This is a genomic window from Flavobacterium sp. (genome assembly GCF_017985075.1).
Classification (GTDB): Bacteria; Bacteroidota; Bacteroidia; order Flavobacteriales; family Flavobacteriaceae; genus Flavobacterium.
In genome coordinates this window covers 23,243-48,252 of record NZ_JAGNYF010000012.1, presented here as the reverse complement: position 1 = coordinate 48,252, position 25,010 = coordinate 23,243, and the positions used below count along the sequence as shown (strand labels likewise).

The window sequence follows — 25,010 nt, the reverse complement described above, 5'->3', positions numbered from 1 at the left end:
TTGTTTTATTTAAACCCCAAGTACCGATACCTGTTGTGATTGTGTATACCATACAACCAAGTCCCCAAAGGAACGCAGCTAATGCTATTGAAAATACTGTCCACCATAATTTGTTAGCTCTTCCTTCTACTGGACGAGCTACATCTACAGTTATATCGTGATAAGATTTATCACCAATAACCAAAGGTTTTCTAATGGGTGCTTCGTAATGAGACATAATCCTTTATATTGTTTCTATTAATAATTATTTATCGTTTCTTACCTTAACATGATACATCACGTTTGGTTTTGTTCCAATGCTTTCTAATAAATGATACATTCTGTCGTCTTCTAAAAGTTGCGCAACATCTGATGCTTCATTATTCACATCTCCAAAAATCATAGCTCCTGAAGTACAAGCCGCAGAACAAGCCGTTTGGAAATCGTCTTTACCAACTTCTTTTCCTTCTTTCTTAGCTTTTAATATAGTAGCTTGAGTCATTTGGATACACATAGAACATTTTTCCATAACCCCACGAGAACGTACATTTACATCTGGATTTAATACCATACGACCTAAATCATCATTCATGTGGTAATCAAACTCGTCATTTTTGTTATATAAGAACCAGTTGAAACGACGTACTTTATACGGACAGTTATTCGCACAGTAACGCGTACCAACACATCTGTTATATGCCATATGGTTTTGACCTTGACGAGAGTGCGATGTAGCTGCAACTGGACAAACCGTCTCACATGGAGCGTGGTTACAGTGCTGACACATTACAGGTTGGAAAACCACTTGTGGATTAGCAGAAGGATCTTCTAATTCTTGGAAAGTTGAAATAGTACCTGTTAAACCTTCAGAACTGTTTTTAGTAGTAATATCTCCAGCAAAAGTTTCTTCAGATGAATAATATCTGTCGATTCTTAACCAATGCATATCACGACTTCTTCTTATTTCCGATTTTCCAACTACTGGTACATTATTTTCAGCGTGACATGCTATTACACATGCTCCACAACCTGTACAAGAATTTAAATCGATAGATAAGTTGAAATGATGACCTGTAGTTCTGTCAAAAGAAGCCCATAAATCTACTGATGTAGCAGCAACTTCTTTGTGATCTAATGAAACCACTGGTGTTGGATTATAAATTTCTTTATTACCCGCTTCATTCGCTTTATTGAATATAGATAAAGTAGTATCTTTTACGATATCACCTCTACCCATTAAAGTTCTTTGTAATTGTACGCAAGCAAATTCGTGCTCACCTTCTGTTAAAGTAACCGTAGCCGATTGATTTGCATTACCGTTTGCATATAAAGTATATGCATTAACACCAGTTTGCATTTCATCTTTTAAAGCTTCTTTTCTACCGTAACCAAAAGCTAAACCAATTGTTCCAGCAGCTTGACCTGGTTGAATAATTACTGGTACATTTTCTAAAGTAGCATTTCCAACTTTAATTGAAACATAACTTCCGTTTAAACCTCCGTTTGCTACATTAAAGTTTTCTAATTTATATTTTTCAGCATCTGCTTTAGATACAGTTACATAGTTATCCCAAGAAACTCTTGTAATTGGATCTGGAAACTCTTGTAACCAAGGGTTGTTGGCTTGTTGCCCGTCTCCCATTCCGACTTTACTATATAAAACTAAGTCTAAACCATTTGATTTTGCACCTGAAAGTTTCGTAGCTGAAGCTCCAAAATTACCTGCTTGAGCAGATACATTTCCAGCAGCAGTTACAACAAAACCATCATGAACTGCTTGGTTCCAAGTTTTTCCACCTAAATTAGCAGAAGCAAAACCTTTTAAGAAATCATAATATGGTGTAACATTATCATTCCAAGCTAATAATGCTTCTTGAAATTGTTTCGTATTGAATAATGGACGAATTGTTGGCTGAGCAATACTATAGTTTGAACGTGTAATTGCAACATCATTCCAAGATTCTAAGTAATGACTTGCAGCAGCAGCGATTGTAGTCTTAACAGCTGTCTCATCTTCTTTAGTAGAAAATGAAACTGATAATTTTACTTTACCTAAACCTGCAACAAATTCTTTTGAATTGGCTAAAGTATATACTGGATTTACGCCACTCATAATTAATGTGTGAACTTTTCCAGCATTCATGTCAGCTACTAATTGAGCAACTGCTTTTGCATCACCTTTTCTGGTTAACTTAGCATCAGAAGGATTAAAAGCTTCAGATTTTAAAGCTAAATTGATACCCAACACTAAATATTGTGCATCAAAATCATCTAAACCTGTAACCACTACCCCTTTTGAACCAGCGGCTTTTAATTGTTGTGCTGCTTTTTCTACTTCTTTATCTAAAGCACCAACACTATTTACAGAAACATTTGAACCCGTAACAGCATTGTATAATTTTACTAAAGCTAATTTTTGATTAGCAACAGTTAAAGGAATTCTTTTATCTGCATTGGCACCTGCCAATGACATATTTGCTTCAATTTGAATGTGTTTAGACATTTTTCCGTTTTTCGGAATACGTCCTTTTGCATAACCTGCATCAAAACCTCCACCTTGCCAATCTCCTAAGATATCTGCTCCAACAGAAACTATTGTATCTGCATTAGCGAAGTTGTAATTTGCTAAACCTCTGAAACCATAAACCGCTTGAAAAGCATCTAAAGCATTAGAATCAGAAATTGCATCATATATAATATGTTTAACATTTGTATATTTAGTTGCTAAATCTGAGATTAATTTGTCTGTTGAAGGACTTGCAGTAGTATTTGTTAAAATAACAACTTGACCACCTTTAGCCTTTGCTTCTGCAAAACCAGATTTCACTTTTGCATGTACTTCATTCCAAGATGCCTCTTTTTTATCAATTTTAGGATTTTTCAATCTTAAATTATCATATAAAGACAAAACGGAAGCATGAACTCTTGCGTTTGCTCCTGTTACAGCTCCTTCAGTTGTATTGTTTTCAACTTTAATAGGACGACCTTCACGAGTTTTAATTAAAATATTCGCGAAATCGTACCCATCCGCTATAGTTGTAGCGTAATAATCTGCTACACCTGGGATAATTTCTTCTGGTTGAACCACATAAGGAATTGACTTAATTACCGGCCCTTCACAAGCTGCTAATGATGCTGCGGCTGTACTGAAACCAACGTACTTTAAAAAGTCACGACGTGAAGTAGATGAATTAGAAAGATTTTCTTTATCACCTAAAAACGCATCAACAGGAATTTGCTCTACAAATTCGTTGCTTTGTAACGCCTCAACAATAGAACTATTTTCATTTAGTTCTTCAACACTTTTCCAGTATTTTTTGTTTGATGCCATTGTATATAGATATTAACTTCTTATATTATTATTAATAGTGACATTTACCACATTCTAAACCACCCATTTGAGCAGCTGTCAACTTAGAAACACCTAATTTCTTAGATAATTGTTCGTGGATTTTTTTGTAATAACCATTGTCTTCAACTTTCACATTTGTCTCTCTGTGACAGTTAATACACCATCCCATAGTTAAAGGTTGGTCTTGTTTCATTACTTCAAATGATTCAACTTTACCGTGACATTTTTGACATTCAATACCACCAACGGTTACGTGTTGTGAGTGGTTGAAATATACAAAATCTGGTAAATTATGAATTCTTACCCATTTCACTGGTTTCGTTTTTCCTGTGTATTTTTGAGTGGCTTTATCCCATCCTACTGCGTCATATAATTTTTGAATTTCACCTGTGTAAAATTCTTTGGTATATTCTACATAAGTTGAATCTTTAGAGCCTTGGAATTCAGCAATGTTTTTATGGCAATTCATACACACATTTAACGAAGGAATACCCGCATTTTTAGAAACTCTTGCAGATGAGTGACAGTATTTACAATCAATACCATTTTCACCAGCGTGAATTTTATGTGAATAATGAATAGGTTGAATTGGCTCATATCCTTGATCTACTCCAATTTGCATAAAATAACCATACATATAGTAAGCAGAAATTAAAAGGAATAATATAGCCGTTACCACCATTAAAAACTGATTTTTTACAAATGCTTTCCAGAAAGGTAATCCTTTAGGTGCTTCTGCAACTTCAAGGCCTTTAGACTCTATTACATTTTTCAATAATCGTTTAACAGTAACCAACATAAATACCAAAATACCTAACACAAATGCTAACACACCTAATATTAAGTTATTTGATACACCATCACCACCATCTGGATCGACAGATTTTTTAGGAGCTGGAGTTTCCGCTGCCGGAGCAACTTCCATAGTGTATGCTATAATGTTATCAATGTCGCCATTAGATAATTGAGGAAAAGCCGTCATATTTGCTTTTGCAAATTCTTCGTACACTTTTACTGCTTTAGCATCACCAGACTTAATTAAGTCTGAACTATTTTTAATCCATTTGTACAACCATTCTTTGTCATACTTATCGCCAACACCTCTCAATGCAGGACCAGTCATTTTTGCATCTAATTTGTGACAAGCGGCACAATTAGTGTTAAACAATTCTTTTCCTTTTACTGGATCACCTGAACCAGTTGCTGGTGCCGCTGCAGCTGCAGCAGGCGCAGCAGCTGCAACAGCTTCTTGCGCAGAAACACCTACTGCAAAAAATGCAGAAAGTGCTAAAGAAAAGATAGTTTTTGAAAACGATTTAGGGTTACCCAACTTTTTCATATTAAAAATTAATTATCAAACTTATTTTTTGGTATGGTTTTAGCTAATGCTTCATCATACTTTTTTAAAAACTTTGACAAAAATACAACATTAGAATAATTATAAAAACCCTAAATTTATCTTAAAATGTAATTTATTTTAATTCTAAATAAGATTAAGGCTTATAATCTAAATCTAAGTAATAAATTTGCAATAAATATCATTCATTATGAAGACTTTAAAAAAAATTAGAACATTTTCAATCTTAGTTGCCACACTTTTAACAACACAAAATATTTTTTCACAAACTAATGAAACGAGTATAGAACAAGATGAAAAAATTGAAAAATTGCTCCTTGAAAAACGAAAAAACAATTCCGGCATAACTATAAATGACAAATTTAAAATTCAAATATTTTTTGGGAATATAGAGGACTCAAAAAAAACATTACTAGCTTTTAAAAAAGAATTTTTACAAACCGACGGAACCATCGTTTTTAGTAATCCTTCATACAAAGTTTGGGTTGGGAGTTTTAAAAGTAAAATTGAAGCAGAAAAAGCACTTATTAGTATAAAAAAGAAATATCTAAGTGCTGTAATTATAGAACCTAATAAAAAATAAAACCAACTTATATGGCATAATTTTTGATGTGTTATTTTTAAATAAATTTAATATGTTAAAAAACTACACATTTCTTTTCTTTTTTCTACTATTAATTTCGCAACTATCTTTTAGTCAAGAAATTAAAGACAGTATCAAAACACAAAACATTGAAGAAATAAAAATCAATTCTAAGAAAATTACAATTGATAAAAATCAAACACCTTCACAAATTGAAATCTTTTCAAAAGAAAAAATAGAATTTCAAAACTTTCAAAGCACTGCCGATATGTTATCAAATTCTGGCGCTTTATTTGTTCAGAAATCACAACAAGGTGGTGGAAGTCCAGTGATTAGAGGATTTGAATCCAGCCGAATTTTACTTTTAGTAGATGGTGTTAGAATGAACAACCTTATATTTAGATCTGGACACCTACAAAATGTGATTACCGTTGATGAAAATTTCTTAGAAACAGCTTTAGTTCAATACGGACCTACCTCATCCCTATATGGAAGTGACGCTCTTGGAGGTTCGGTAAATATGATTACGAAAAACGCAAAGTTAATTGATGGTTTTACTGGAAATTTTAATACACGATATTCTTCTGTAAACGAGGAAAAATCAGGGTATTTTGACCTTAATTATGGAGGCAAGAATTTTGCGTCTTTAACCGCTTTTTCATACAATGATTTTGGTGATTTGAAAATGGGAAAATCTAAAAATCATAACGGCGATTTTTTCGGAGAAAGAACGAAATATGTTGAAACCATAAATGGGGTTGATATTTTAACTTCAAATGACAACAAATATGTACAAATTGGAAGTGCTTTTAAACAGTACAACTTCATGCAAAAAATAGTTTATACATCTAAAAATGGGTATACTCATAACGCCAATTTTCAATACTCAACCTCTTCAAACATTAATAGATACGATAGATTAACCGATCCATCGTCTTCTGGTTTGAAAAGTGCCAAATGGTACTACGGACCACAAAAAAGACTTTTAGGGGTGTACAGTTTAGAAAAAGAAAATGTATTCGCAAATACAGATTTCAAATTAGATGCAGGCTATCAAAATGTGGAAGAAAGCCGTGTAAACAGAAATTTTGGAAATTACAACCTTCAAAATAGAATAGAAAATGTAAATATATATTCATTAGCTGCGAATTTTGAAACTAAATTAAAAAAAGGAAATATATATTATGGTATGGAAAATTACTATGATGATTTGAAATCAACCGCCTTTAAAAATAACATAAATACGGGCTTAATAGTTCCTTTAGATACAAGATATCCAAACGGAAAAAATAACATGATGCGAAATGATATTTATGTTTCTTATACTTCTAAAAGATATGTGGTTACTAATTTTTCAATGGGTGCAAGAGTTGGATACGCTACTCTTAAAAGCACAATAGCTGATAATTCAATAATGACTTTACCTTTTAATGAAATAAAACAACAAAACTTAACCTATAGCGGAAACATAGGATTAGTGCATAACGCATCGGAAAACTTTATACTTAAAACCAATGTAAGCTCTGGTTTCAGAGTGCCAAATATTGATGATTTAGCGAAAATATTTGAATCTGGCGCAGGAACTTTAATTGTTCCAAATAAAGATTTGAAACCAGAACAAACTATTACTGGAGATTTTGGATTCGTTTTAAAATCTAAATCGAACAAACATCAATTTGATGCTACCTATTTTTACACGCAATTATACGATGCTATTGTAACAGATAAATTTACTTTTAATGGTCAAAACACCTACGATTTTGGTGGCGGTGATGTAAGAAACGTAATTGCCAATCAAAATTTAGGAAAAGCTTTTGTAACTGGAGTGAACGGAAATATAAAAACAACTTTGGCTAAAAACGTGCAATTTAATGGTTCGTACAATATTACTTTAGGAAGAGTTACTACTGATGGAAACAAAAGACCTTTAGATCATATTCCTCCATATTTTGGAAAATTAGGCATTAATTATACGCCAAAATGGGCGAATTTTGAAGCTTATATGCTGTTTAACGGAAAAAAACACTTAAGTGATTATTCTACAAGTGGTGAAGACAATTTGGTATATGCTCCAGCAAATGGTATGCCAGCTTGGGAGACGTATAATTTTAAAGCGGCAACAAAATCAATAGAAGGATTTACTTTATTTACAGGTGTAGAAAACCTATTAGATACGCAATATAGAAATTTTGCTTCTGGAATTAACGCAGGTGGAAGAAATATATATGGTGGTGCAAAATATAGTTTTTAAACATCCTATATGAAAACAAAATGCGTCCTGATTTATATTCAGAACGCATTTTTTTATGCTGTTAATTGGATTAATATTTCCCACTCAATAATTCTCCACCAATAGCGGATTTAGCTTCGATTCCAATTTTTTTCATCATTTCATAAGTCGTACAAACAGCTGCAGAAGTAACAGGAATTCCACATTCGGCTTGAATTAAATCTATGGCTTCTAACGATGGCATTTGCACACAAGCTGAAGCAACTAAAACATCTACATCTGTCAAATCTAATTGTTTATAGATTTCCAATAAATTCATTGGGTTTTGAGCCGCTACTTCCAAATTATCTGGAATTTCTAAAGCAATACTTTGTTTTACTTTGATACCTTGATTTTCGATATAATCCACTACCATATCGGTTAATGGTCGCATATACGGCGTAATAATCGAAATTTGTTTTGCACCCAAAACCTTCAGTCCATTAATTAATGCACCTGCTGAAGTAACAATAGGTGTTGGAAAATCATTAGCAATTGTTTCTTGGTGTAAATTTACTTCCGACACACAATGATACCCGCGTCCCATACTCATAATCGCTACCAAACAGGCATAACCCATCACATCAACGTGAGCATCTGACAATTCTTGAGCACATTTCAAACTCATCGCATCCATAGCTTCCAATTCTTCTTTGGTGACTTTTTTCATACGCATTCTACTGCTATGAAACGTAAAACGCTCTGGTAAAATGGTTTCACGTGAGCGAAAAATGGCTGGTATTTCGGTTTCCATCGTTACGTTTGAGGATGGAACTATTTGTCCTATTCTAAATTTTTTCATATTATTATTTGTTTTGTTTCGCAGAGATTCGCAAAGTTTTCACAAAGATTTACAAAAAATTTTGTGTTACTCTGTGCTTTTCTCTGTGGAACTCTGTGTAATAACTTTATATCTCTTTAACCGTATTTACAATTGTTCCAATGCCTTCCACTGTGGCTTCTACCACATCACCATTATGCATCCATTCTTGTGGGTCACGACCTGCGCCAACGCCTGCTGGTGTGCCTGTTGCTATTATGTCGCCTGGTTCTAAGGTAAACACGATACTCAAATCTTCAATTAAATCATTGATATTGAAAAGCATAAATTTGGTATTCGAATTTTGTTTTTCAACTCCGTTTACTTTTAACGATAAATTCAAATTATGTGGATTTTCAATTTCGTCTTTTGTAACTAAATAAGGTCCCATAGGCGCAAAAGTATCTTGACCTTTAGATACAATCCATTGTCCTTCTCTACGGCAATCACGCGCTGAAATATCATTAATTACGGTGTAACCAAAAACATAATCCATTGCATCTTCTTTAGCAACATATTTCCCTTTTTTAGCAATCACAACTGCCAATTCACATTCCCAATCCAATTGAGAAGTTAATTTTGTGTTTTTGATAATTTCCGTATTCGTAGCCGTTACTGTTGTAGGTGGTTTGGAAAATATGATTGGTTTTGTTGGTAATTTACCAGTTGTATCTAATCCACGGGCACTTTCTGATACGTGTTCGGTGTAATTTAACCCAATTCCGATGATGTTTTTTCTTGGTTTTTCGATAGGCGCTAAAACCGTAACTTCATTCATTTCATAAGCAATTTCTTCGAAGAAATTTTCTGGTGTTTCCGAAATTAGTTCGCTTATTTCAGCAATAATTTCAAATCCCATATCAATTAATTCCAACATATCGTTAGCTAATGGAAAATTAGAAATTTCGCCAAAATCCTCCATATCAACAACTTGGTTATTATGAATAAAGCCCAAACGAGGTGCTGTGTCTTGTGTTTTGTAGGTAAGTAGTTTCATATTTTTTATGTTTCAAAGTTGCTAAGTTACAAAGTAGCAAAGCTTTTTATAGTTATTAATTTTCAATAGTAATTTCGCTGATTTGACCTTCTTTATTTTTTATTTTTAAAATATAACTATCTTTATTCTTCCAATCTTTTTTAAGTCTTAAAAAATCACAAAGAGAAATATTAGTAATATCCATTTTATCAACACTTATAACTTCATCGCCTGTATTCATTAATGTTTTTAGCTTTTCATCCCAGACTATACCAATAACTACTTTGTCATTTTGTACAGAAGTATAAAACTTCGGTGTTTTTTCTTTTACATCAATAATTTTGGTAGATTCGAAATAGAATTTTTTATTTAAAAAATCTAAAGTTACATCTCCATATTTTAGAATATCTAATCCAATTCTTGAGTTATCATCTGAGGTTGTTGAAACCATTATATTATTTATGATCTGTTGGTTTAAGTTAGCGTTTTCAATTTCAAGCAATTTTTGTTCATTGCTATTACCCGCACCAAAAAGACCCGAATCTCCAATACCTGTAGCAGAGTATAATGCTTCAAAAATTTTACTTTTTTCAAAAATCGAATAAGCTCTTTTTGACATATCATAAAGACCATCCATACCGGTATCCACAAGAACCATATCTGAAGCTTTTTCATTATTTTTACCTACAAATTTTAATTCTACATAGGGTGATTTTTGATTCCAATCTAATTTCATCTTAATTGGTTTTTTATCAATATTTAATGATTTTATTTTATTGGTGATAATAATAGTTTTATTTGCACCATTTATCTTAATAATAGAATTTCTCAATAAATTACTACCTATAAAACCATCAATTTTATAACAACTAAGTAAATTATGTTCTTCAAAATTATAAATTAAACCTGCTTGATTTTCAAAACTAAGGTTACCAATTTTTAGTTGAGGAACCACGGCGAATTTCATTTTTTGATCTTGATTGTTTGCATCATTTACATTTATTGAATCACCTTCAGTAACATTTAATTCTTTCAATAATTCTGGAGAGAATAAATTAGGTGCCCCAGTATCTAACAAAAATCGATATGTTTTGTTATTTATAGTAACAGGAAGTATTATTTTTCCTATTTCTGTTTGATATGGAATAACTTCATAATATTCTTTAAGGTTTATGCTGCCTTGATTAAAATTAACTTGACCAAAAATTAAAGAATTAATTAATAAAAGAACTAAGACTAGTAAATGTTTCATATTTCAATTCTATTTTATTTGTTTTTATTTTAGGGTTATTTGATGTCCATTATTTTCTTCCAATTCTCTTGATTGAAAAAGCCCTAAACTTTCAATTACTGGTAAATCGTTGAATTGAAATAGGCAAGCGTCTTCGGTTTCGGATAAATTGTGGTGTTCGTGCCAAGCCCAACTCGGAACACAGAAAATATCTCTTTCTTTCCAATCGAAACGTTGTCCGTTGATGATGGAAAAACCTTTTCCTTTCGCACATTGATATACGAACGAACCTGTATGCTTGTGTGCTTTTCCCTTGAAACCTGCCGGTAATAATTGCATTGCCGCACCCATAGTTTGCATCACATGTCCGCCTGTTAACGAATTGGAATATTGCATAAAAATTCCATCAAATGAATTGATTTCATTGACTTTTTGAGCTTCTAAAAGTGCTGGATACACGTTTTTCCAGGAATATTTGAATAATGGTGAATACGGCTTGTCCCAAGTTTTGTCAGCTGGAATTAATCCAGCGCAGCCATACATTATTGGTGAATAATTCAGCGGTTTTACTAAAGGCTGCTTGCCATCATACACCGCATAGTCATTAGCTTCCAAAGCATTGACCAACGGAATATCCAAACCATCTTGCCAAATACAGGTTTTTCCGCCCTCTTCCACGCCGTGTTCGTGCCAAGTGGAATTAGGTGTAATAACAAAATCATTCACTTCAAGCATAATTTTATTACCATCCACAACGGTATAGCCTTTTTCACCTTCCATAATAAATCGCAATGCCGATGCCTTATGACGGTGAGCCGAAGTACTTTCTCCTGGACGCGTAACTTGAATTCCAGTGTACAACCAACCGACAGCTGCTGATACATCTTTACGTTTGTCGTTTACCAAATAAACCACACGACGACCTGCTTGTTCTGGTGTAACTAATTCGGATGATTTTAAAACTAAATCACGTAAATCATCATATTTCCATAGCATTGGAACAGATGACGAACGCGGTTCCCAAGGTTCGATGTCATTGGCTACTGTCCATAAAGCGCCTGCGCCTAAAGCTTCAAGTTCTTTATAATAGGCAACTAATTCGGGTGAATCTTGTACTCTTGCACGACCGATTTGGTCATCTGAAAAGTTATTTTCTTCCATAGTTTTTATTTTAAATCGTAATAACTATTCTAATTTGCTTAATGTGTTTAGTTTTTCTGTATATATATCTAAAGCATCATTAATTTGCTTGTGATATTTATTTGTTTCTGGTCCACTTGGATTGGTATTTATAATATAATATCTGGCTGTTTTTTTCTTTTTATCAAATTGAATAACGGAAAAAAGTCCAGGATCTCCTCCAAAATGCCCAAAATTACCCGATGGAAACATAGTCATTGTAATTCCAATATTATAATCTCCATATTCACTTGTATCTCTATCTATGAAGTTTTTAGCTTGAAGTTGAGGTCTAAAATATTCTTGATAACTTTCTTTATTCAATAAGGTACCTTTTCCTAAAAACCCCTTCAAAAGCTCACTAATATAATTCCCCATATCTTTGGAAGTTGTTAGCATACCTCCATCAGGATAGGTATTTAAGGAATAAAATGGATAGGGTGTACTTTTATCTTGAAAGGTGTTTGTGCATTTCGAAAAATTAACCGAATCAAAGCTCCATCCAGACGAATTCATTTGAAGAGGTTTTAATATATGTTCTGTTGTGAATTTATCATAAGAAATCCCAGTTGCTTTTTCTAAGACTAAAGCTGCAAGCGTTGCTCCAATGTTAGAATAGTTGTAAATTTCACCAGGTTTTTTGTTCAGAAATACATTTTTAAAATACCATTTACCTCTATTATCCAATGTGTTTTGCAAAAATGCTTCTATAGATATTTTAGCAGACGGTGGATTAAACTTTGTTGGTAAAATATCAATATCAAGATTTTGTTTAAGATTAATAGTGTCGTTTAATACGATTGTTTTTTTCATATAAACTTCATTATCATTTATTGAAGATGTATGTGTGGTTAATTGTCTAATGGTAATTGGAATATTGGGATAATATGGATTGGTGACTTTGAAAGAAAGGTATTTGTTAATTGGGTCATCCAATTGCAATTTTCCTAATTCTTGTGCCTTAAGTATGGCAATACCAATAAATGTTTTCGATACAGATGCAATATTTTGAACTGTATTTTCGTCATATTTTTGCTTGGGTTCCAAATTAGCTAATCCAAAGCCATTTTGATATAACACTTCATTTTCATTTACAATCGCTACTCCAAAACCATTAAAGTCAGTTTGCTTACTAATTTTTGTCAATTGTTTTGTAAGTTCCTTTTGAGCTAAAAGAAATTCAGAAGAATGTATTTTTTCTTTCTTAGCACAAGAATATAGCAGCAACGAAAATAAAAATATGATTATTTTTTTCATTTTTTATCTCTTATTAAAGTCTTCGTGATTATCAATAAATGTAATATTTCGAGTGGGAGCAGTGTTTACTCGTAAATCGAAAATATCAAATCGGTTGTAATGTCCTAAAATATCGTGCATTTGTTTCGGTTGAATGCACTTTTCTAAGTCAATTTCAGCATATACTATTCCTTCTTCATCAATTAATGGTGTACCGATTACAGCTCCGTTAGGTCCAATAAATCCAGAGAATGCCGAACTTTTTCTATCTAATAATTCATCTACATTTGGCACATCGGCACGTAATGCGTCTTTGATTTCTTGAGAAACCGTGGAACACGACACAATCGTAAATAATTTTCCTTCAAAAGAATGCGCAGCAGCACGAATTTTAATCGCTTCCGCCATATCATAATCTGGTGGCGCAACGGGTAACGAAATGTAATTGGCAATATGTATCAATTCACCTTGCGAAAGTAGTGTAAAACGTGCCAAAGTATTGGTGTTTTCGCCACACGCCAAAGTTCCGATAGGTCCTATTTCAGTATCATATACTTTCAACGAAGAACCATCACCAGAAGTCCAAGTCAGTTTTTCTGCCCAAGTTGGCACTAATTTTCTATGTTTTCCGATGATAACGCCCTTATTATCGATGATTAAATTGGTATTGTAAATTTCGCCATAGCTTTTGCCTCGTTCGTTGATCCCCATCACGATATGCATATCATTTTCTTTAGCAGCCAAGCATAATTTCTTGATTTCAGGTCCAGAAATGTCGACCGAATTTTTATATAATTCTTCGTACCACTTGCTTCCTTGAACAGGCGTCATAATCCAATTCCAATAGGGATATCCTGAAATAAATACTTCGGGAAAAGCAATAAGTTTTGCTTGGTTTGAGGCCGCTTCTTTAATAAAAGAAATGGCTTTATCCACTGTTTTTTCTACGTTTAGAAATACGGGTGAGGTTTGAACGGTTGCGGCTTTGAATTTTTTGAATTCCATATTTATGTTGTTACACTAAGTTTCACTAAGTTATCACAGAGTTTCGCTAAGTCTTTATGAATTTAAATATTTATTAATTTTCTCTTTCATTTCTTCTGAAAAAGGTTCGGCTTTGATGCCGTTTCTTTCTGGGTTGAAAGCTACATTTACTAAGGTAACTTCACCTTCTAAAACTATAGTATTGCTTTCGTTTTCAAACTCAAATCCACAAAGAATAGACGAGTTTTTTAACTCTTTTACCCAAAGTTTTTTAGTTAAGATTTCGCCCAAACGTGCAGCGTTTTTGAATTGAATTTTTAAATCAACTGTTGGAATACCATTGGTTTCGTGCATTTTTGAAAAAGGTCGGTCTAAGGCTTCTTCAAACCAATCTTCAACTAAACCGTTGAGCATTTCTAAAAATCTCGGATAGAAAACTATTCCGGCATAATCTATATGTTGAAAACGGACTTTTTCTTGTTTTATAAATTGCATATTTCTGTTATTTTAAACACTAATTACAAAATTAGTACTAATTATTTTAACTTAAATCTTTGAATTTTCCCTGTTTCTGTTTTTGGCAAACTTGTAACAAAGTTAATTACTCTTGGATATTTATACGGCGCTGCTGTGATTTTAAACCAATTTTGAATCTGAATTTTTAATGCTTCATCTGCCATTTCTTGTTCTTTTAAAACAATATGCGCACAAACCAACATCCCTCGTTCTTCATCGGGTAAACCCACAACGGCACATTCTAAAATAGCTTCATGTGTTAAAAGTACGGATTCTACTTCAATTGCTGCAATATTATAGCCTGAAGAAATAATCATATCATCGCCACGTGCCACAAAATGAAAATACCCTTCTTCATCTTGTCGGAAAATATCACCTGTAATGTTCCAGCCGTTTTCAACGTATTCGCGTTGTTTTTCTTCTCGATTCAAATATTTACAACCTGTAATTCCTCGAACCGCTAATCTTCCAGCTTCATTTCTTGGTAATTCGTTGCCTTGTTGGTCAATAATTTTAGCTTCGTAACCTGAAATCGCTTTTCCAGTAGCGCCTGGTTTCATATTTTCTTCATTGGATGAAATAAAAATATGTAACATTTCGGTAGCACCAATTCCATCAATAATTTTTAGTCCTGTGGCATCAAACCAATCTTGCCAAACTTTCAAAGGTAACGTTTCACCTGCCGAAACACATTTTCGTAAACTCGAAATATCGTAGTCTTGAATTTTGGTGGTAATCACTCGCCAAGCGGTTGGAGCAGTAAAACAAATCGTAATTTTATACTCTTGAATGGCTTGTAACAACACATCAGGACTTGGTTTTTCAATTAAAAAAGTAGAAGCTCCAAAATACATCGGGAACAACACCAATCCGCCTAAACCAAATGTAAAACCAATTGGCGGACTTCCAATAAATATATCATTTTCAGTAGGTTGTAAGGAATAGTTTGGAAACGCTTCGCAAATATTTAAAATATCTTTGTGATAATGCGCCGTCATTTTTGGTAAACCAGTAGTTCCAGAAGTAAAGCCAATTAGTGCCACATCATCAGATTTTGAGGGATAATTGTCGAATGTTTTTGGTTTAGACTCCATTAGCTTTTCTAAATCGGAATTTCTGTAGAAACTCACTTTTTTTAGAAAATTTGATTGGACTAAATTCATTTCTTCAGCTAAATAGCTGTCGCAAAAGGCGTGTGAAATTTCAGCACAATCAATTATAGTGGTTATTTCTTTAGAACGCAATAAGGGCATAGTGGCTACGACTATTCCACCTGCTTTTAAAACTGCAAACCAACAAGCTACCATCATTGGGTTATTCGCCGAACGCAACAAGACACGGTTTCCAGATTGTAAACCAAAATCTTCGACTAAAACATGTGCAATTTGATTGGCTTTTTCAAACAAATCTTGATACGTCCAGGTTTCTTCAAAGGTTCTTATGCAAACTGCATTTCCTCGACCTTCTTTGATGTGAGAATCTAATAGTTTATCTAAGCAATTCAACATTTCTGAATGTTGGAATTGTGGAAAATCCAAAAAGGTATATTCTGGTTGTAATTCCAGTTTAGGTAAATTTATTTGAGCAAAATTATCCTTCATTATTTATTACTTCTTATTACTTTTCGGTTTCAATGCTTTTTTCATGCCTTCCATTTGTTTTCGCTCTGAAGCTTTTAATGGATACAAATGTGAAATGCCCATTTTATAGGAATTTGGAATATCTGTTGCGCGAAATTGTTCGTACGCTTGCGCATTTCGTACAAAATTAGCATCCAATAATAATGGTCTTCCTAAAGCAACTAAATCGGCTCTTCCGTTTAAAATAATCGTGTTAATTTGGTCAATATCTTGAATGTAACCGGCAGTTATTGTTGGAATATGAACCGTATTCCGAACTGCATCTGAGAAAGGCGTTTGCCACATTCTGCCGGTTTGTGGTTTTTGGTTAGCAACCGTATTTCCTGTGGATACATTAATGATATCCGCACCTGCTTTTTTAAACGCTTCTGAAATAACAAAAACATCAGTTTCTGAAATTCCGTTTTCAGCCCAATCAGTAGCGGATATTCGAACAGAAATTGGCTTTTCTTTTGGAAATACTTCACGAATAGCAGTAAACACTTCCAAGGGATATTTTAAACGATTTTGAACACTTCCGCCAAAATCATCGGTGCGAATATTAGTTAACGGTGACAAAAAAGTCGCCAATAAAAACCCGTGATGTGCTTGTAATTCAATCATATCAAAACCAGCTTCGTTAGCATTTTTTACGGCTTGCACAAATTGATTTTTAACCAATTGCATATCTTCCAAAGTCATTTCTTTTGGACAATCAGAATTCTCATTAAAAGGAAAGGCAGAAGCCGAAAGCAACTCCCATTTATTACCTTGAAATTGTTCTTCCCAAGGAATTTTTGAACAGCCTTTTCTTCCAGAATGTCCCAATTGAATTCCGATTTTGGTTTGAGTATATTGGTGAATAAAATCAGTAATTCGTTTCCAAGCGTTTACTTGGTTTATAGTATAAATACCTGCGCATCCTTCAGTAATTCTTCCTGTATCAGAAACAGCGGTCATTTCGGTCAGAATTAATCCTAAACCACCAACGGCTCTTGATGTATAATGCTGAAAATGCCAATCATTTACCAATCCGTTTTCTGCTAAATATTGCCCCATAGAGGACATTACAATACGGTTTTGTAACTCTAAATTTCTTAATTTGAAAGTCGTAAAGGCAGGAGATTCTGAAACAAGTTCAGAATGACAATTATCGTTAAATTCATTTAAAACTTTATCTGTAAATGAACTATCTCTTAAGCGTAAATTTTCATACGTTACTTTTTTGGAACGTGTCATGCAGCCAAAAGCAAATTGCTGAAATGTATGTTGCATATGACGATCCATATTTTCAAACCAATCTAATGAAACAATGGCGGCATACTGAATCATTTCAACCGTATTTCTTCGGGTTTTATCGTATTGAACAAAAGCGGCTTGAACATTAGTTGGATGAGCTATCACCGCATCGGATAATCCAATAGCGCTATCCATAGCTAATTTTGTTCCTGAACCAATAGAATAATGGGCTGTAGCTTTGGCATCACCTAATAAAACAATGTTATTATAATACCAATTTTCATTCGTTACATGCGGAAACTGACGCCAGTGTGATTTATTTGAAATTAGTGGGTGGCCATCTAATTCATCTTTGAAGATTTCGGCAATTTTTGCCATCGTATCGGCTTCATTGGTTACTTCAAAACCGTGTTTTTTCCAGGTTTCATCGCTACATTCAAAAATCCAAGTACTCATACCTTCTTCATATTGATACGAATGTGCCACGATGGTTCCGTGAGGTGTACTTCTGAAAAAATATGTAAAAGCATCTAACGGTTTTGTGGAGCCTAACCAAACGAAGCGGTTCTTTTTCAATTCAATTTTTGTTCCAAATTCCTTTTGATATTGTGTACGAATGGCACTTCCAATTCCATCAGTTGCCAGAATAATATCGGAATCTGCAAATTGTGTTAAATCATCTACATTTTGTTCGAAATGCAAATTCACACCTTCTTCTAAACAACGTTGTTGCAATAATTGCAAAAGGGTTTTTCTGGAACAACCGCAAAAACCATTTCCTGCAATAGTTACGGATTCGCCATCTCTCGCTATAATAATATCATCCCAATAGGCAAATTTACTTCTAATTAATTCATACGATTTCATATCGCGTTTTAGAAATTCGCCCAAGGTTTCATCTGAAAACACAACTCCGAATCCAAAACTATCATCGGGCTTATTGCGTTCATAAATATCGATTTGGCAATGCGGCATTGCTTTTTTGGTTAATATCGAAAAGTAAAGTCCGCCTGGACCACCACCTATAACTGTTATTTTCATATTTTAATGGATAATTAACAATGGGTAATTGATAATTAAATTATCTTTTAATAGAGAATATTTCTCCTAATTTGCTGTAATTTGAACCTGCTAATCTTGCGACAGGTTTGTATTTTTCTAAATTTATTTTATGATTTTCCATCAAAATTGAATCGTCAATATGCATTGTAATAATTTTTCCAATGATAATACACGCGCCACCATTTTGATGCTTTTCGATAAAATAATGATGTACCATTTCGCATTCAAATTGCACCAAGCTTTCTTTTACTCGTTTTGGTTTGATGTAAATGGATTCTATTGGAGTTACGTTTGCCAATTCAAATTCGTTTACATCAGCGGCAACCGATTGTGAGGTAGTATTCATTTGTTCTACAACATCTTCCGTAACTAAATTGACTACAAATTGCTGATTGCCGAGAATATTATTTAATGTGTCTTTATTTTTATTACCCGTTCGAACCGTTGAAAACATAATGTGCGGCGGATCTTCACTCACTACATTAAAAAAGGAAAACGGCGCCAAATTATCAATTCCATTTTCATCGATTGTGGCTACCCAAGCGATAGGTCTTGGTATAACAGTTCCTGTCAATAATTTATATAAAGCCGAAGATTCGGTGTTTTTGATATCGAATTGCATTTTAGATTTTATTTAATATCTTCAAAAATAAGTTAAAAATAATAATAATTATATTTTTTTTAGGTTTAATGTTTAAAGATTTTCTACTAATTATTGTTTTATTTTTCGTTTAAAAAAAGGGATAGAAAAATAATAGAACAAAAAAAAACCCAATTCTAATATGAGAATTGGGTTTTTATATTTTAAAGAAATTTTATTTTAATTTCTTTTTGATTTCAATTTCGTGGAAACTTTCAATAATATCGTATTCTTTAATATCATTGTATCCTTTAATTTGCATACCACAATCGTATCCTTTAGACACTTCTTTTACGTCGTCTTTGAAACGTTTTAAAGCTACTAATTCTCCTGTGAAAATAACCACACCTTCTCTAATTAATCGGATTTTGTTGTTACGGATTACTTTACCATCTGTAATCATACATCCAGCAATTGTTCCAATTTTAGATACTTTAAACAATTCTCTAATTTCGGCAGTACCTGTAATTTCTTCTTTCAATTCTGGAGAAAGCATACCTTCCATCGCATCTTTTAAATCGTCGATAGCGGCGTAAATAATTGAATAATTACGGATATCAATTTCTTCTTTATCTGCTAAAGCTTTTGCATTTCCTGCAGGACGAACGTTAAATCCGATAATAATCGCATCAGAAGCAGAAGCTAATAATACGTCAGATTCTGTAATCGCTCCCACTCCTTTATGAATGATGTTAATTTGAATTTCTTCTGTTGATAATTTAGAGAACGAATCAGAAAGGGCTTCTACAGATCCATCCACATCTCCTTTAAGGATAATGTTTAATTCTTTAAATTGTCCTAAAGCAATACGACGTCCAATTTCTGAAAGTGTAATATGTTTTTGTGTACGAACCGATTGCTCACGAGCTAATTGTGCACGTTTTGTTGCAATTTGTTTTGCTTCTCTTTCTTCTTCATACACATTAAACTTGTCTCCTGCTGTTGGCGCTCCGTCTAAACCTAAAACAGATACTGGTGTTGAAGGTCCGGCAATTTTTACATTGTTACCTCTTTCATCAAACATGGCACGAATTTTACCATGATTTTTACCCGCTAACATGTAGTCACCAATTTTTAAAGTTCCAGCTTGTACTAATATTGTAGAAACATAACCACGACCTTTGTCTAATTGTGCTTCTACTACAGTTCCTTGTGCTGGTTTATTTGGATTTGCTTTTAGTTCAAGAACCTCAGCTTCTAATAATACTTTTTCTAATAATTCTGGAATTCCTTGTCCGAACTTTGCAGAAATATCATGAGATTGGTATTTTCCACCCCAATCTTCTACAAGTAAATTCATACCTGCTAATTGCTCTTTAATTTTCTCAGGATTCGCATTTGGTTTATCCACTTTATTGATTGCGAAAATCATTGGAACTCCTGCTGCTTGTGCATGAGAAATTGCTTCTTTTGTTTGAGGCATTATGTCGTCGTCGGCCGCTACTACAATAATTGCAATATCGGTAACTTGAGCACCACGAGCACGCATCGCTGTAAAGGCTTCGTGACCTGGTGTATCTAAGAAAGCGATTTTTTGACCACCATCTAAAGTTACTCCATAGGCACCAATATGCTGTGTAATTCCTCCAGATTCTCCAGCAATAACGTTTGCTTTACGAATATAATCTAATAACGATGTTTTACCATGATCGACGTGACCCATAACGGTAACAATTGGTGCTCTGAATTCTAATTCTTCTTCAGTGTCTTCAATAATTACTGCATTTTCTTCGATGTCGGTTGTGATAAATTGCATTTCGTAACCAAATTCATCTGCTACAATTGTTAATGTTTCAGCATCTAAACGTTGGTTCATGGTTACCATTATACCTAAAGACATACACGTTCCGATTACTTTTGTAATTGGCACATCCATCATAGTTGCAATTTCACCAACCGTAACAAATTCTGTTACTTTAAGGATTTTGCTCTCTAAATCTTGTTGTGCTAAATCGTCATCAGTACGTTGACGGTGCGTATCTCTTTTATCTCTTCTATATTTTGCCGCTTTAGATTTATTACCTTTTCCTTGTAATCTTTCTAAAGTTTCTTTAATTTGATTTTTTACTTCTTCTTCCGTTGGCTCAACCTTTACAACCGGAGTTGATTTGTTAAAACCTGGTTTTTTGAAGCCACCAGCACCTTGTCCGCCTTGATATGGTCTTTTTACAAAACCACCTTGACCTCCGCCTTGCGTATTTCCGCCCGTACCACCTGCATTTGGCGTTCCTGGTTTAACGATTCTTTTTCTTTTATTTGCTGCTGAACCTGGAGCGCCTGGAGTTCCTGGTTTATTTGCGGCAGCACCTGGAGTTCCTGGTTTTTTAAATTCTTCTTTCTTTTTCTTAGGTTTATTAAATTGAGATAAATCAATAGTTTGACCCGTGAAAGTAGCGCCTGAAAGTTTCGTGTATTGTGTATCTAACTTCACTTCAATTGCTGTACCATCAGCATTAAATTCTTGAGGTTGAACTGAAGGTTCTTCTGATTTCACTTTTGTTTTTTCAACAGATTTTTTTACCGTTTCTGCAGGTTTGTCTGAAGTTTTTTCTGCAACAACTGTTTTTTCTTCTTTTGAAACAACATTATTTTCTTTAGCAGCAACAGGTTTATCTGTTTTAGGTGCTTCCTGTTTTTTTGGATTTAAATCAATTTTTCCCAAAGAAACTGGTGCGGCAACAACTGCTTTTGCTTTTATTATTTCTTGTTTTTGTCTTTCTTCATCTGCAAGACGTTTTACTTCAAGTTCTTTTTCGATTTCACGTTTTAGTGCTTCTTTTTCTTTTTTCTTTTCTTCGCCAACTTCTTTCGAAGCTACTTTATTTCCTTTATCGGCCGAAAAAATATTGCACAAGACGTCGAATTCCAATTGAGAAACTTTTGCATTGGGACTATGCTCAATGGTATGACCCTTTTCTTTCAAGGTGTCAACAGCTCTATCAAGTGAAATGTTGAATTCTTTTAAAACTTTACTTATTCGTATTACTCTTTCTTCAGACATATTTGTTTTTTGCTTAATTTTCTTTGTGATTGTGATGCTAAATTAATTGTAGATTAGCTATCTAATTCTTGTTGTAAGATGTTGATAACTTCTAAAATGGTTTCTTCTTCTAAATCCGTTCTTCTTACTAAATCAGCAACATCTTTATCGATAATACTTCTAGCGGTATCTAAACCAATTTTTTCGAATTCTTCAATAATCCATTCTTCAATTTCATCACTAAATTCTCTTAATTCCACATCGTCTTCTTCTTGAACAATTCCTTCGCGAATTACATCTAATTCGTATCCAGTTAATTGACTCGCTAATTTAATGTTTTGTCCGTTTCTACCAATGGCTTTTGAAACTTCTTCAATTTTTAAGAAAACTTCTGCTTTTTTATTTTCTTCATCAATTTTTACTGTAGAAACTTTAGCTGGGCTAAGCGCTCTTGTAATAAATAATTGAGTGTTTTGTGTGTAATTTATTACGTCGATATTTTCGTTCCCTAATTCACGAACAATTCCGTGAATACGAGATCCTTTCATACCTACACAAGCTCCAACTGGATCAATTCTATCGTCATAAGAATCAACGGCAACTTTTGCTTTTTCTCCTGGGATTCTAACTACTTTTTTAATAGTAATTAAACCATCAAAAACTTCAGGAATTTCTTGTTCGAATAATTTCTCTAAGAAACTTGGTGCTGTTCTTGACATTATAATTTGAGGTTTATTTCCTTTAAGCTCAACGCTTTCAATAATACCTCTTACATTTTCTCCTTTTTTAAAGAAATCGTTTGGAATTTGTTTTTCTTTAGGTAAGATAATTTCATTTCCATCGTCATCCATTAAAACTACCATTTTTGGTCGTACATGGTGTACTTCGGCAGTATAAATATCGCCAATTAAATCTTTAAATTGTTTGTAAAGATTGGTATTATCGTGTTCATGAATTTTAGAAATCAAATTTTGGCGTAACGCTAAAATAGCTCTTCTACCTAAATCGATTAATTTTACTTCTTCAGATACTTCTTCTCCAATTTCAAAATCAGGTTCGATTTTTCTAGCTTCTGTTAATGTGATTTCTTCGTTTTCAAGATCTAAATCTTCATCAGCTACAACTACACGGTTTCTCCAAATTTCCATATCTCCTTTGTCAGGATTTATGATAATATCGAAATTGTCATCTGAACCATATTTCTTTTTCAACGCATTTCTAAACACATCTTCCAAAATAGCCATAAGGGTTACTCTGTCGATTAGTTTGTCGTCTTTAAATTCTGAAAATGAATCTATTAATGCAATATTCTCCATGGTATGCTTTATTTTTAAAATGATATTATTACTACTGCTTCTTTTATGTCTGAATAAGGAATTGTGATTGTTTTTTGAACGGTTACTTTTCCTTTACCTATTTCTTTTGGTTCTCTTGCACTCCAAGATAATGTAGCTGTTTGTTCATCTGCACAAGATAATGTAGCCTCAAAATCGCCTTGAGAAATGGTTTTTACTTTTACTGTTCTTCCTATATTTTTTTTATATTGTCTAACCAATTTTAATGGCGAAGACACTCCTGCCGAGGCAACTTCAATAGAATATTCTACATCTTCTGCTTCTAACCCGCTATCTAAAAACTTATTTACATTGATACAATCTTGTAAATTTACACCAGAATCACCATCTAAGATAACGGAAATTTTGTTTGATTCTGAAAAATCTAAATCAATCAGAAACAATTGTGTGTTCTCTTCTAACGCTTTGTCAAGCAAGCTTTTTACTTTTTCTTTAAATGTCATCTTTATAAAAAGAGGCACGCAATGCGTGCCTCATTATTTGGTTGTTTACTAAATAACTTGGCAAATATACAACATTTTTTTTAAAATGTCCAAATATTTCATTTTTCCAAAAAAGTTAAACAATTCAAAAAAAAATTCGTAACTTTATACTATAATTAATAGTAATTAAATTAAAACAAATGAAAACAATTTTAGTACCTACCGATTTTTCAAAACATGCCGAAAATGCTTTAAAAGTAGCCGCACAAATTGCTAAAAAAAATAATGGCGAAATAATATTATTGCACATGTTGGAATTATCAACTTCAGGAAATGACGCGCTGAATACTTCGCATGAAATACCTGAATTAATGTTCTTTAAAAATGCCGCTGTAGCCAAATTAGAAGATTTAGAAAACGCCGATTTTTTAAAAGACATTAAAGTTTCAAGCATTGTACAATTTAATATGGCTTTTGAGGGAATTATAGAAAACGGGAAAAAACATCAAGCTGATTTAGTAGTTATGGGTTCTCATGGAGCTAGCGGATTTCATGAAATGTTTGTGGGTTCCAATGCAGAAAAAGTGGTTAGGAATTCAGAAATTCCAGTATTAGTGATTAAAAAAGAAGAAGATAATTTTAAAATCGATACACTTACTTTCGCTTCTAATTTTTCAGATGAAATTAAAAAACCTTTTGAAAAAGTAGTTGATTTTGCGAACTATTTCGGAGCTCATATTAATTTACTTCATGTAATTACACCAAATAATTTCAGCACAACTAGAGCTGCTGAAGAAAAAGTTAGAAACTTTATTGAAGAATTTCACTTTTCTAATTATTCTACTCACATTTATAATGACATTAACGTAGAAAAAGGAATTTTACATTTTGCAAAAGATTCAAATTCTGATGTTATTGCTGTTTCTACGCACGGAAGAAAAGGAATCTCTCACTTTTTAAACGGAAGTATTTCTGAAGACTTAGTTAATCATGCAAAAAGACCAGTGATAGCTTTCAAAATATAAGTATTTTCAAAATAATTAAAATAAAAAATCCCGCTTTTTCAAGCGGGATTTTTTGTTGGTTCACAAGGACTCGAACCTTGAATGACTGCACCAAAAACAGTAGTGTTACCATTACACCATGAACCAATTATTTTGTAATTGCGAGTGCAAATGTAATATATATTTTATTCTCTGCAAATAATTTTT

The 25,010-nt window shown here is 33.2% G+C and carries 18 protein-coding genes, 1 tRNA gene and 1 pseudogene; 3 read left to right on the top strand and 17 right to left on the bottom strand.

All coding sequences use genetic code 11. From position 1 onward, the window contains the following. The 3 genes and pseudogenes from KA468_RS04320 to KA468_RS04310 all read right to left on the bottom strand — a co-directional run. Positions 1 to 220 (bottom strand): annotated as a pseudogene (locus tag KA468_RS04320) (hydrogenase); the annotation flags it as partial. Between the two features lie 24 nt (positions 221 to 244). Beyond that, complete coding sequence (locus tag KA468_RS04315; protein ID WP_291241705.1) at positions 245 to 3,310, bottom strand: TAT-variant-translocated molybdopterin oxidoreductase; 3,066 nt, start codon at positions 3,308 to 3,310, stop codon at positions 245 to 247. 31 nt (positions 3,311 to 3,341) lie between these two features. After that, positions 3,342 to 4,670: a cytochrome c3 family protein gene (locus KA468_RS04310; protein WP_291241704.1), complete on the bottom strand. Its 1,329-nt coding sequence runs from the start codon at positions 4,668 to 4,670 to the stop codon at positions 3,342 to 3,344. Between the two features lie 208 nt (positions 4,671 to 4,878). Here KA468_RS04310 and KA468_RS04305 point away from each other — a divergent pair, with 208 nt between their 5' ends. Both KA468_RS04305 and KA468_RS04300 read left to right on the top strand, forming a co-directional pair. Next, on the top strand, positions 4,879 to 5,271 hold the full coding sequence (locus KA468_RS04305; protein ID WP_291241703.1) for an SPOR domain-containing protein: 393 nt from the start codon (positions 4,879 to 4,881) through the stop codon (positions 5,269 to 5,271). Positions 5,272 to 5,323: 52 nt separating this feature from the next. Then, positions 5,324 to 7,522, top strand: coding sequence for a TonB-dependent siderophore receptor (locus KA468_RS04300; protein ID WP_291241702.1), 2,199 nt, complete (start codon positions 5,324 to 5,326; stop codon positions 7,520 to 7,522). Positions 7,523 to 7,592: 70 nt separating this feature from the next. Here the strand turns inward: KA468_RS04300 and KA468_RS04295 are convergent, their stop codons facing one another. The 13 genes from KA468_RS04295 to rimP all read right to left on the bottom strand — a co-directional run bounded on the left by KA468_RS04295 (position 7,593) and on the right by rimP (position 23,820). Beyond that, the gene (locus tag KA468_RS04295; protein WP_291241701.1) at positions 7,593 to 8,342 is read right to left on the bottom strand and encodes an Asp/Glu racemase; all 750 of its coding nucleotides are present in this window, start codon (positions 8,340 to 8,342) and stop codon (positions 7,593 to 7,595) included. 106 nt (positions 8,343 to 8,448) lie between these two features. Next, a complete protein-coding gene (locus KA468_RS04290; RefSeq protein ID WP_291241700.1) occupies positions 8,449 to 9,357 on the bottom strand; it encodes a fumarylacetoacetate hydrolase family protein in 909 nt (302 codons plus the stop codon). A gap of 55 nt (positions 9,358 to 9,412) precedes the next feature. Continuing rightward, a complete protein-coding gene (locus KA468_RS04285) occupies positions 9,413 to 10,588 on the bottom strand; it encodes a retropepsin-like aspartic protease (RefSeq protein ID WP_291241699.1) in 1,176 nt (391 codons plus the stop codon). A gap of 24 nt (positions 10,589 to 10,612) precedes the next feature. Then, the gene (locus tag KA468_RS04280; RefSeq protein WP_291241698.1) at positions 10,613 to 11,728 is read right to left on the bottom strand and encodes a cupin domain-containing protein; all 1,116 of its coding nucleotides are present in this window, start codon (positions 11,726 to 11,728) and stop codon (positions 10,613 to 10,615) included. Between the two features lie 24 nt (positions 11,729 to 11,752). Continuing rightward, positions 11,753 to 13,003: a serine hydrolase gene (locus tag KA468_RS04275; RefSeq protein WP_291241697.1), complete on the bottom strand. Its 1,251-nt coding sequence runs from the start codon at positions 13,001 to 13,003 to the stop codon at positions 11,753 to 11,755. Positions 13,004 to 13,006: 3 nt separating this feature from the next. Beyond that, entirely contained in the window at positions 13,007 to 13,987 is a 981-nt protein-coding gene (locus tag KA468_RS04270; protein WP_291241696.1) for a carbon-nitrogen hydrolase family protein, read from the bottom strand. A 54-nt stretch (positions 13,988 to 14,041) separates the two neighbouring features. Then, positions 14,042 to 14,461 carry a thioesterase family protein gene (locus KA468_RS04265; RefSeq protein WP_291241695.1) on the bottom strand — a complete coding sequence of 140 codons (420 nt, stop codon included), beginning with the start codon at positions 14,459 to 14,461 and terminating at the stop codon, positions 14,042 to 14,044. Positions 14,462 to 14,502: 41 nt separating this feature from the next. Continuing rightward, positions 14,503 to 16,083, bottom strand: coding sequence for an AMP-binding protein (locus KA468_RS04260; protein WP_291241694.1), 1,581 nt, complete (start codon positions 16,081 to 16,083; stop codon positions 14,503 to 14,505). A 6-nt stretch (positions 16,084 to 16,089) separates the two neighbouring features. Next, complete coding sequence (locus KA468_RS04255; RefSeq protein WP_291241693.1) at positions 16,090 to 18,381, bottom strand: bifunctional salicylyl-CoA 5-hydroxylase/oxidoreductase; 2,292 nt, start codon at positions 18,379 to 18,381, stop codon at positions 16,090 to 16,092. A 40-nt stretch (positions 18,382 to 18,421) separates the two neighbouring features. Beyond that, positions 18,422 to 19,024 (bottom strand): flavin reductase family protein, encoded by a 603-nt coding sequence (locus KA468_RS04250; RefSeq protein ID WP_291241692.1) that lies wholly within the window; start codon positions 19,022 to 19,024, stop codon positions 18,422 to 18,424. Positions 19,025 to 19,217: 193 nt separating this feature from the next. Next, positions 19,218 to 22,043: a translation initiation factor IF-2 gene (infB, locus tag KA468_RS04245; RefSeq protein ID WP_291241691.1), complete on the bottom strand. Its 2,826-nt coding sequence runs from the start codon at positions 22,041 to 22,043 to the stop codon at positions 19,218 to 19,220. Positions 22,044 to 22,096: 53 nt separating this feature from the next. Continuing rightward, complete coding sequence (gene nusA, locus KA468_RS04240) at positions 22,097 to 23,338, bottom strand: transcription termination factor NusA (protein WP_291241690.1); 1,242 nt, start codon at positions 23,336 to 23,338, stop codon at positions 22,097 to 22,099. Positions 23,339 to 23,352: 14 nt separating this feature from the next. Further along, complete coding sequence (gene rimP / locus KA468_RS04235) at positions 23,353 to 23,820, bottom strand: ribosome assembly cofactor RimP (RefSeq protein ID WP_291241689.1); 468 nt, start codon at positions 23,818 to 23,820, stop codon at positions 23,353 to 23,355. Positions 23,821 to 23,999: 179 nt separating this feature from the next. Here rimP and KA468_RS04230 point away from each other — a divergent pair, with 179 nt between their 5' ends. Then, positions 24,000 to 24,824: a universal stress protein gene (locus KA468_RS04230; protein WP_291241688.1), complete on the top strand. Its 825-nt coding sequence runs from the start codon at positions 24,000 to 24,002 to the stop codon at positions 24,822 to 24,824. A 55-nt stretch (positions 24,825 to 24,879) separates the two neighbouring features. Here KA468_RS04230 and KA468_RS04225 read toward each other — a convergent pair. After that, positions 24,880 to 24,950: transfer RNA gene (locus KA468_RS04225), tRNA-Gln, on the bottom strand. Between the last annotated feature and the right edge of the window lie 60 nt (positions 24,951 to 25,010).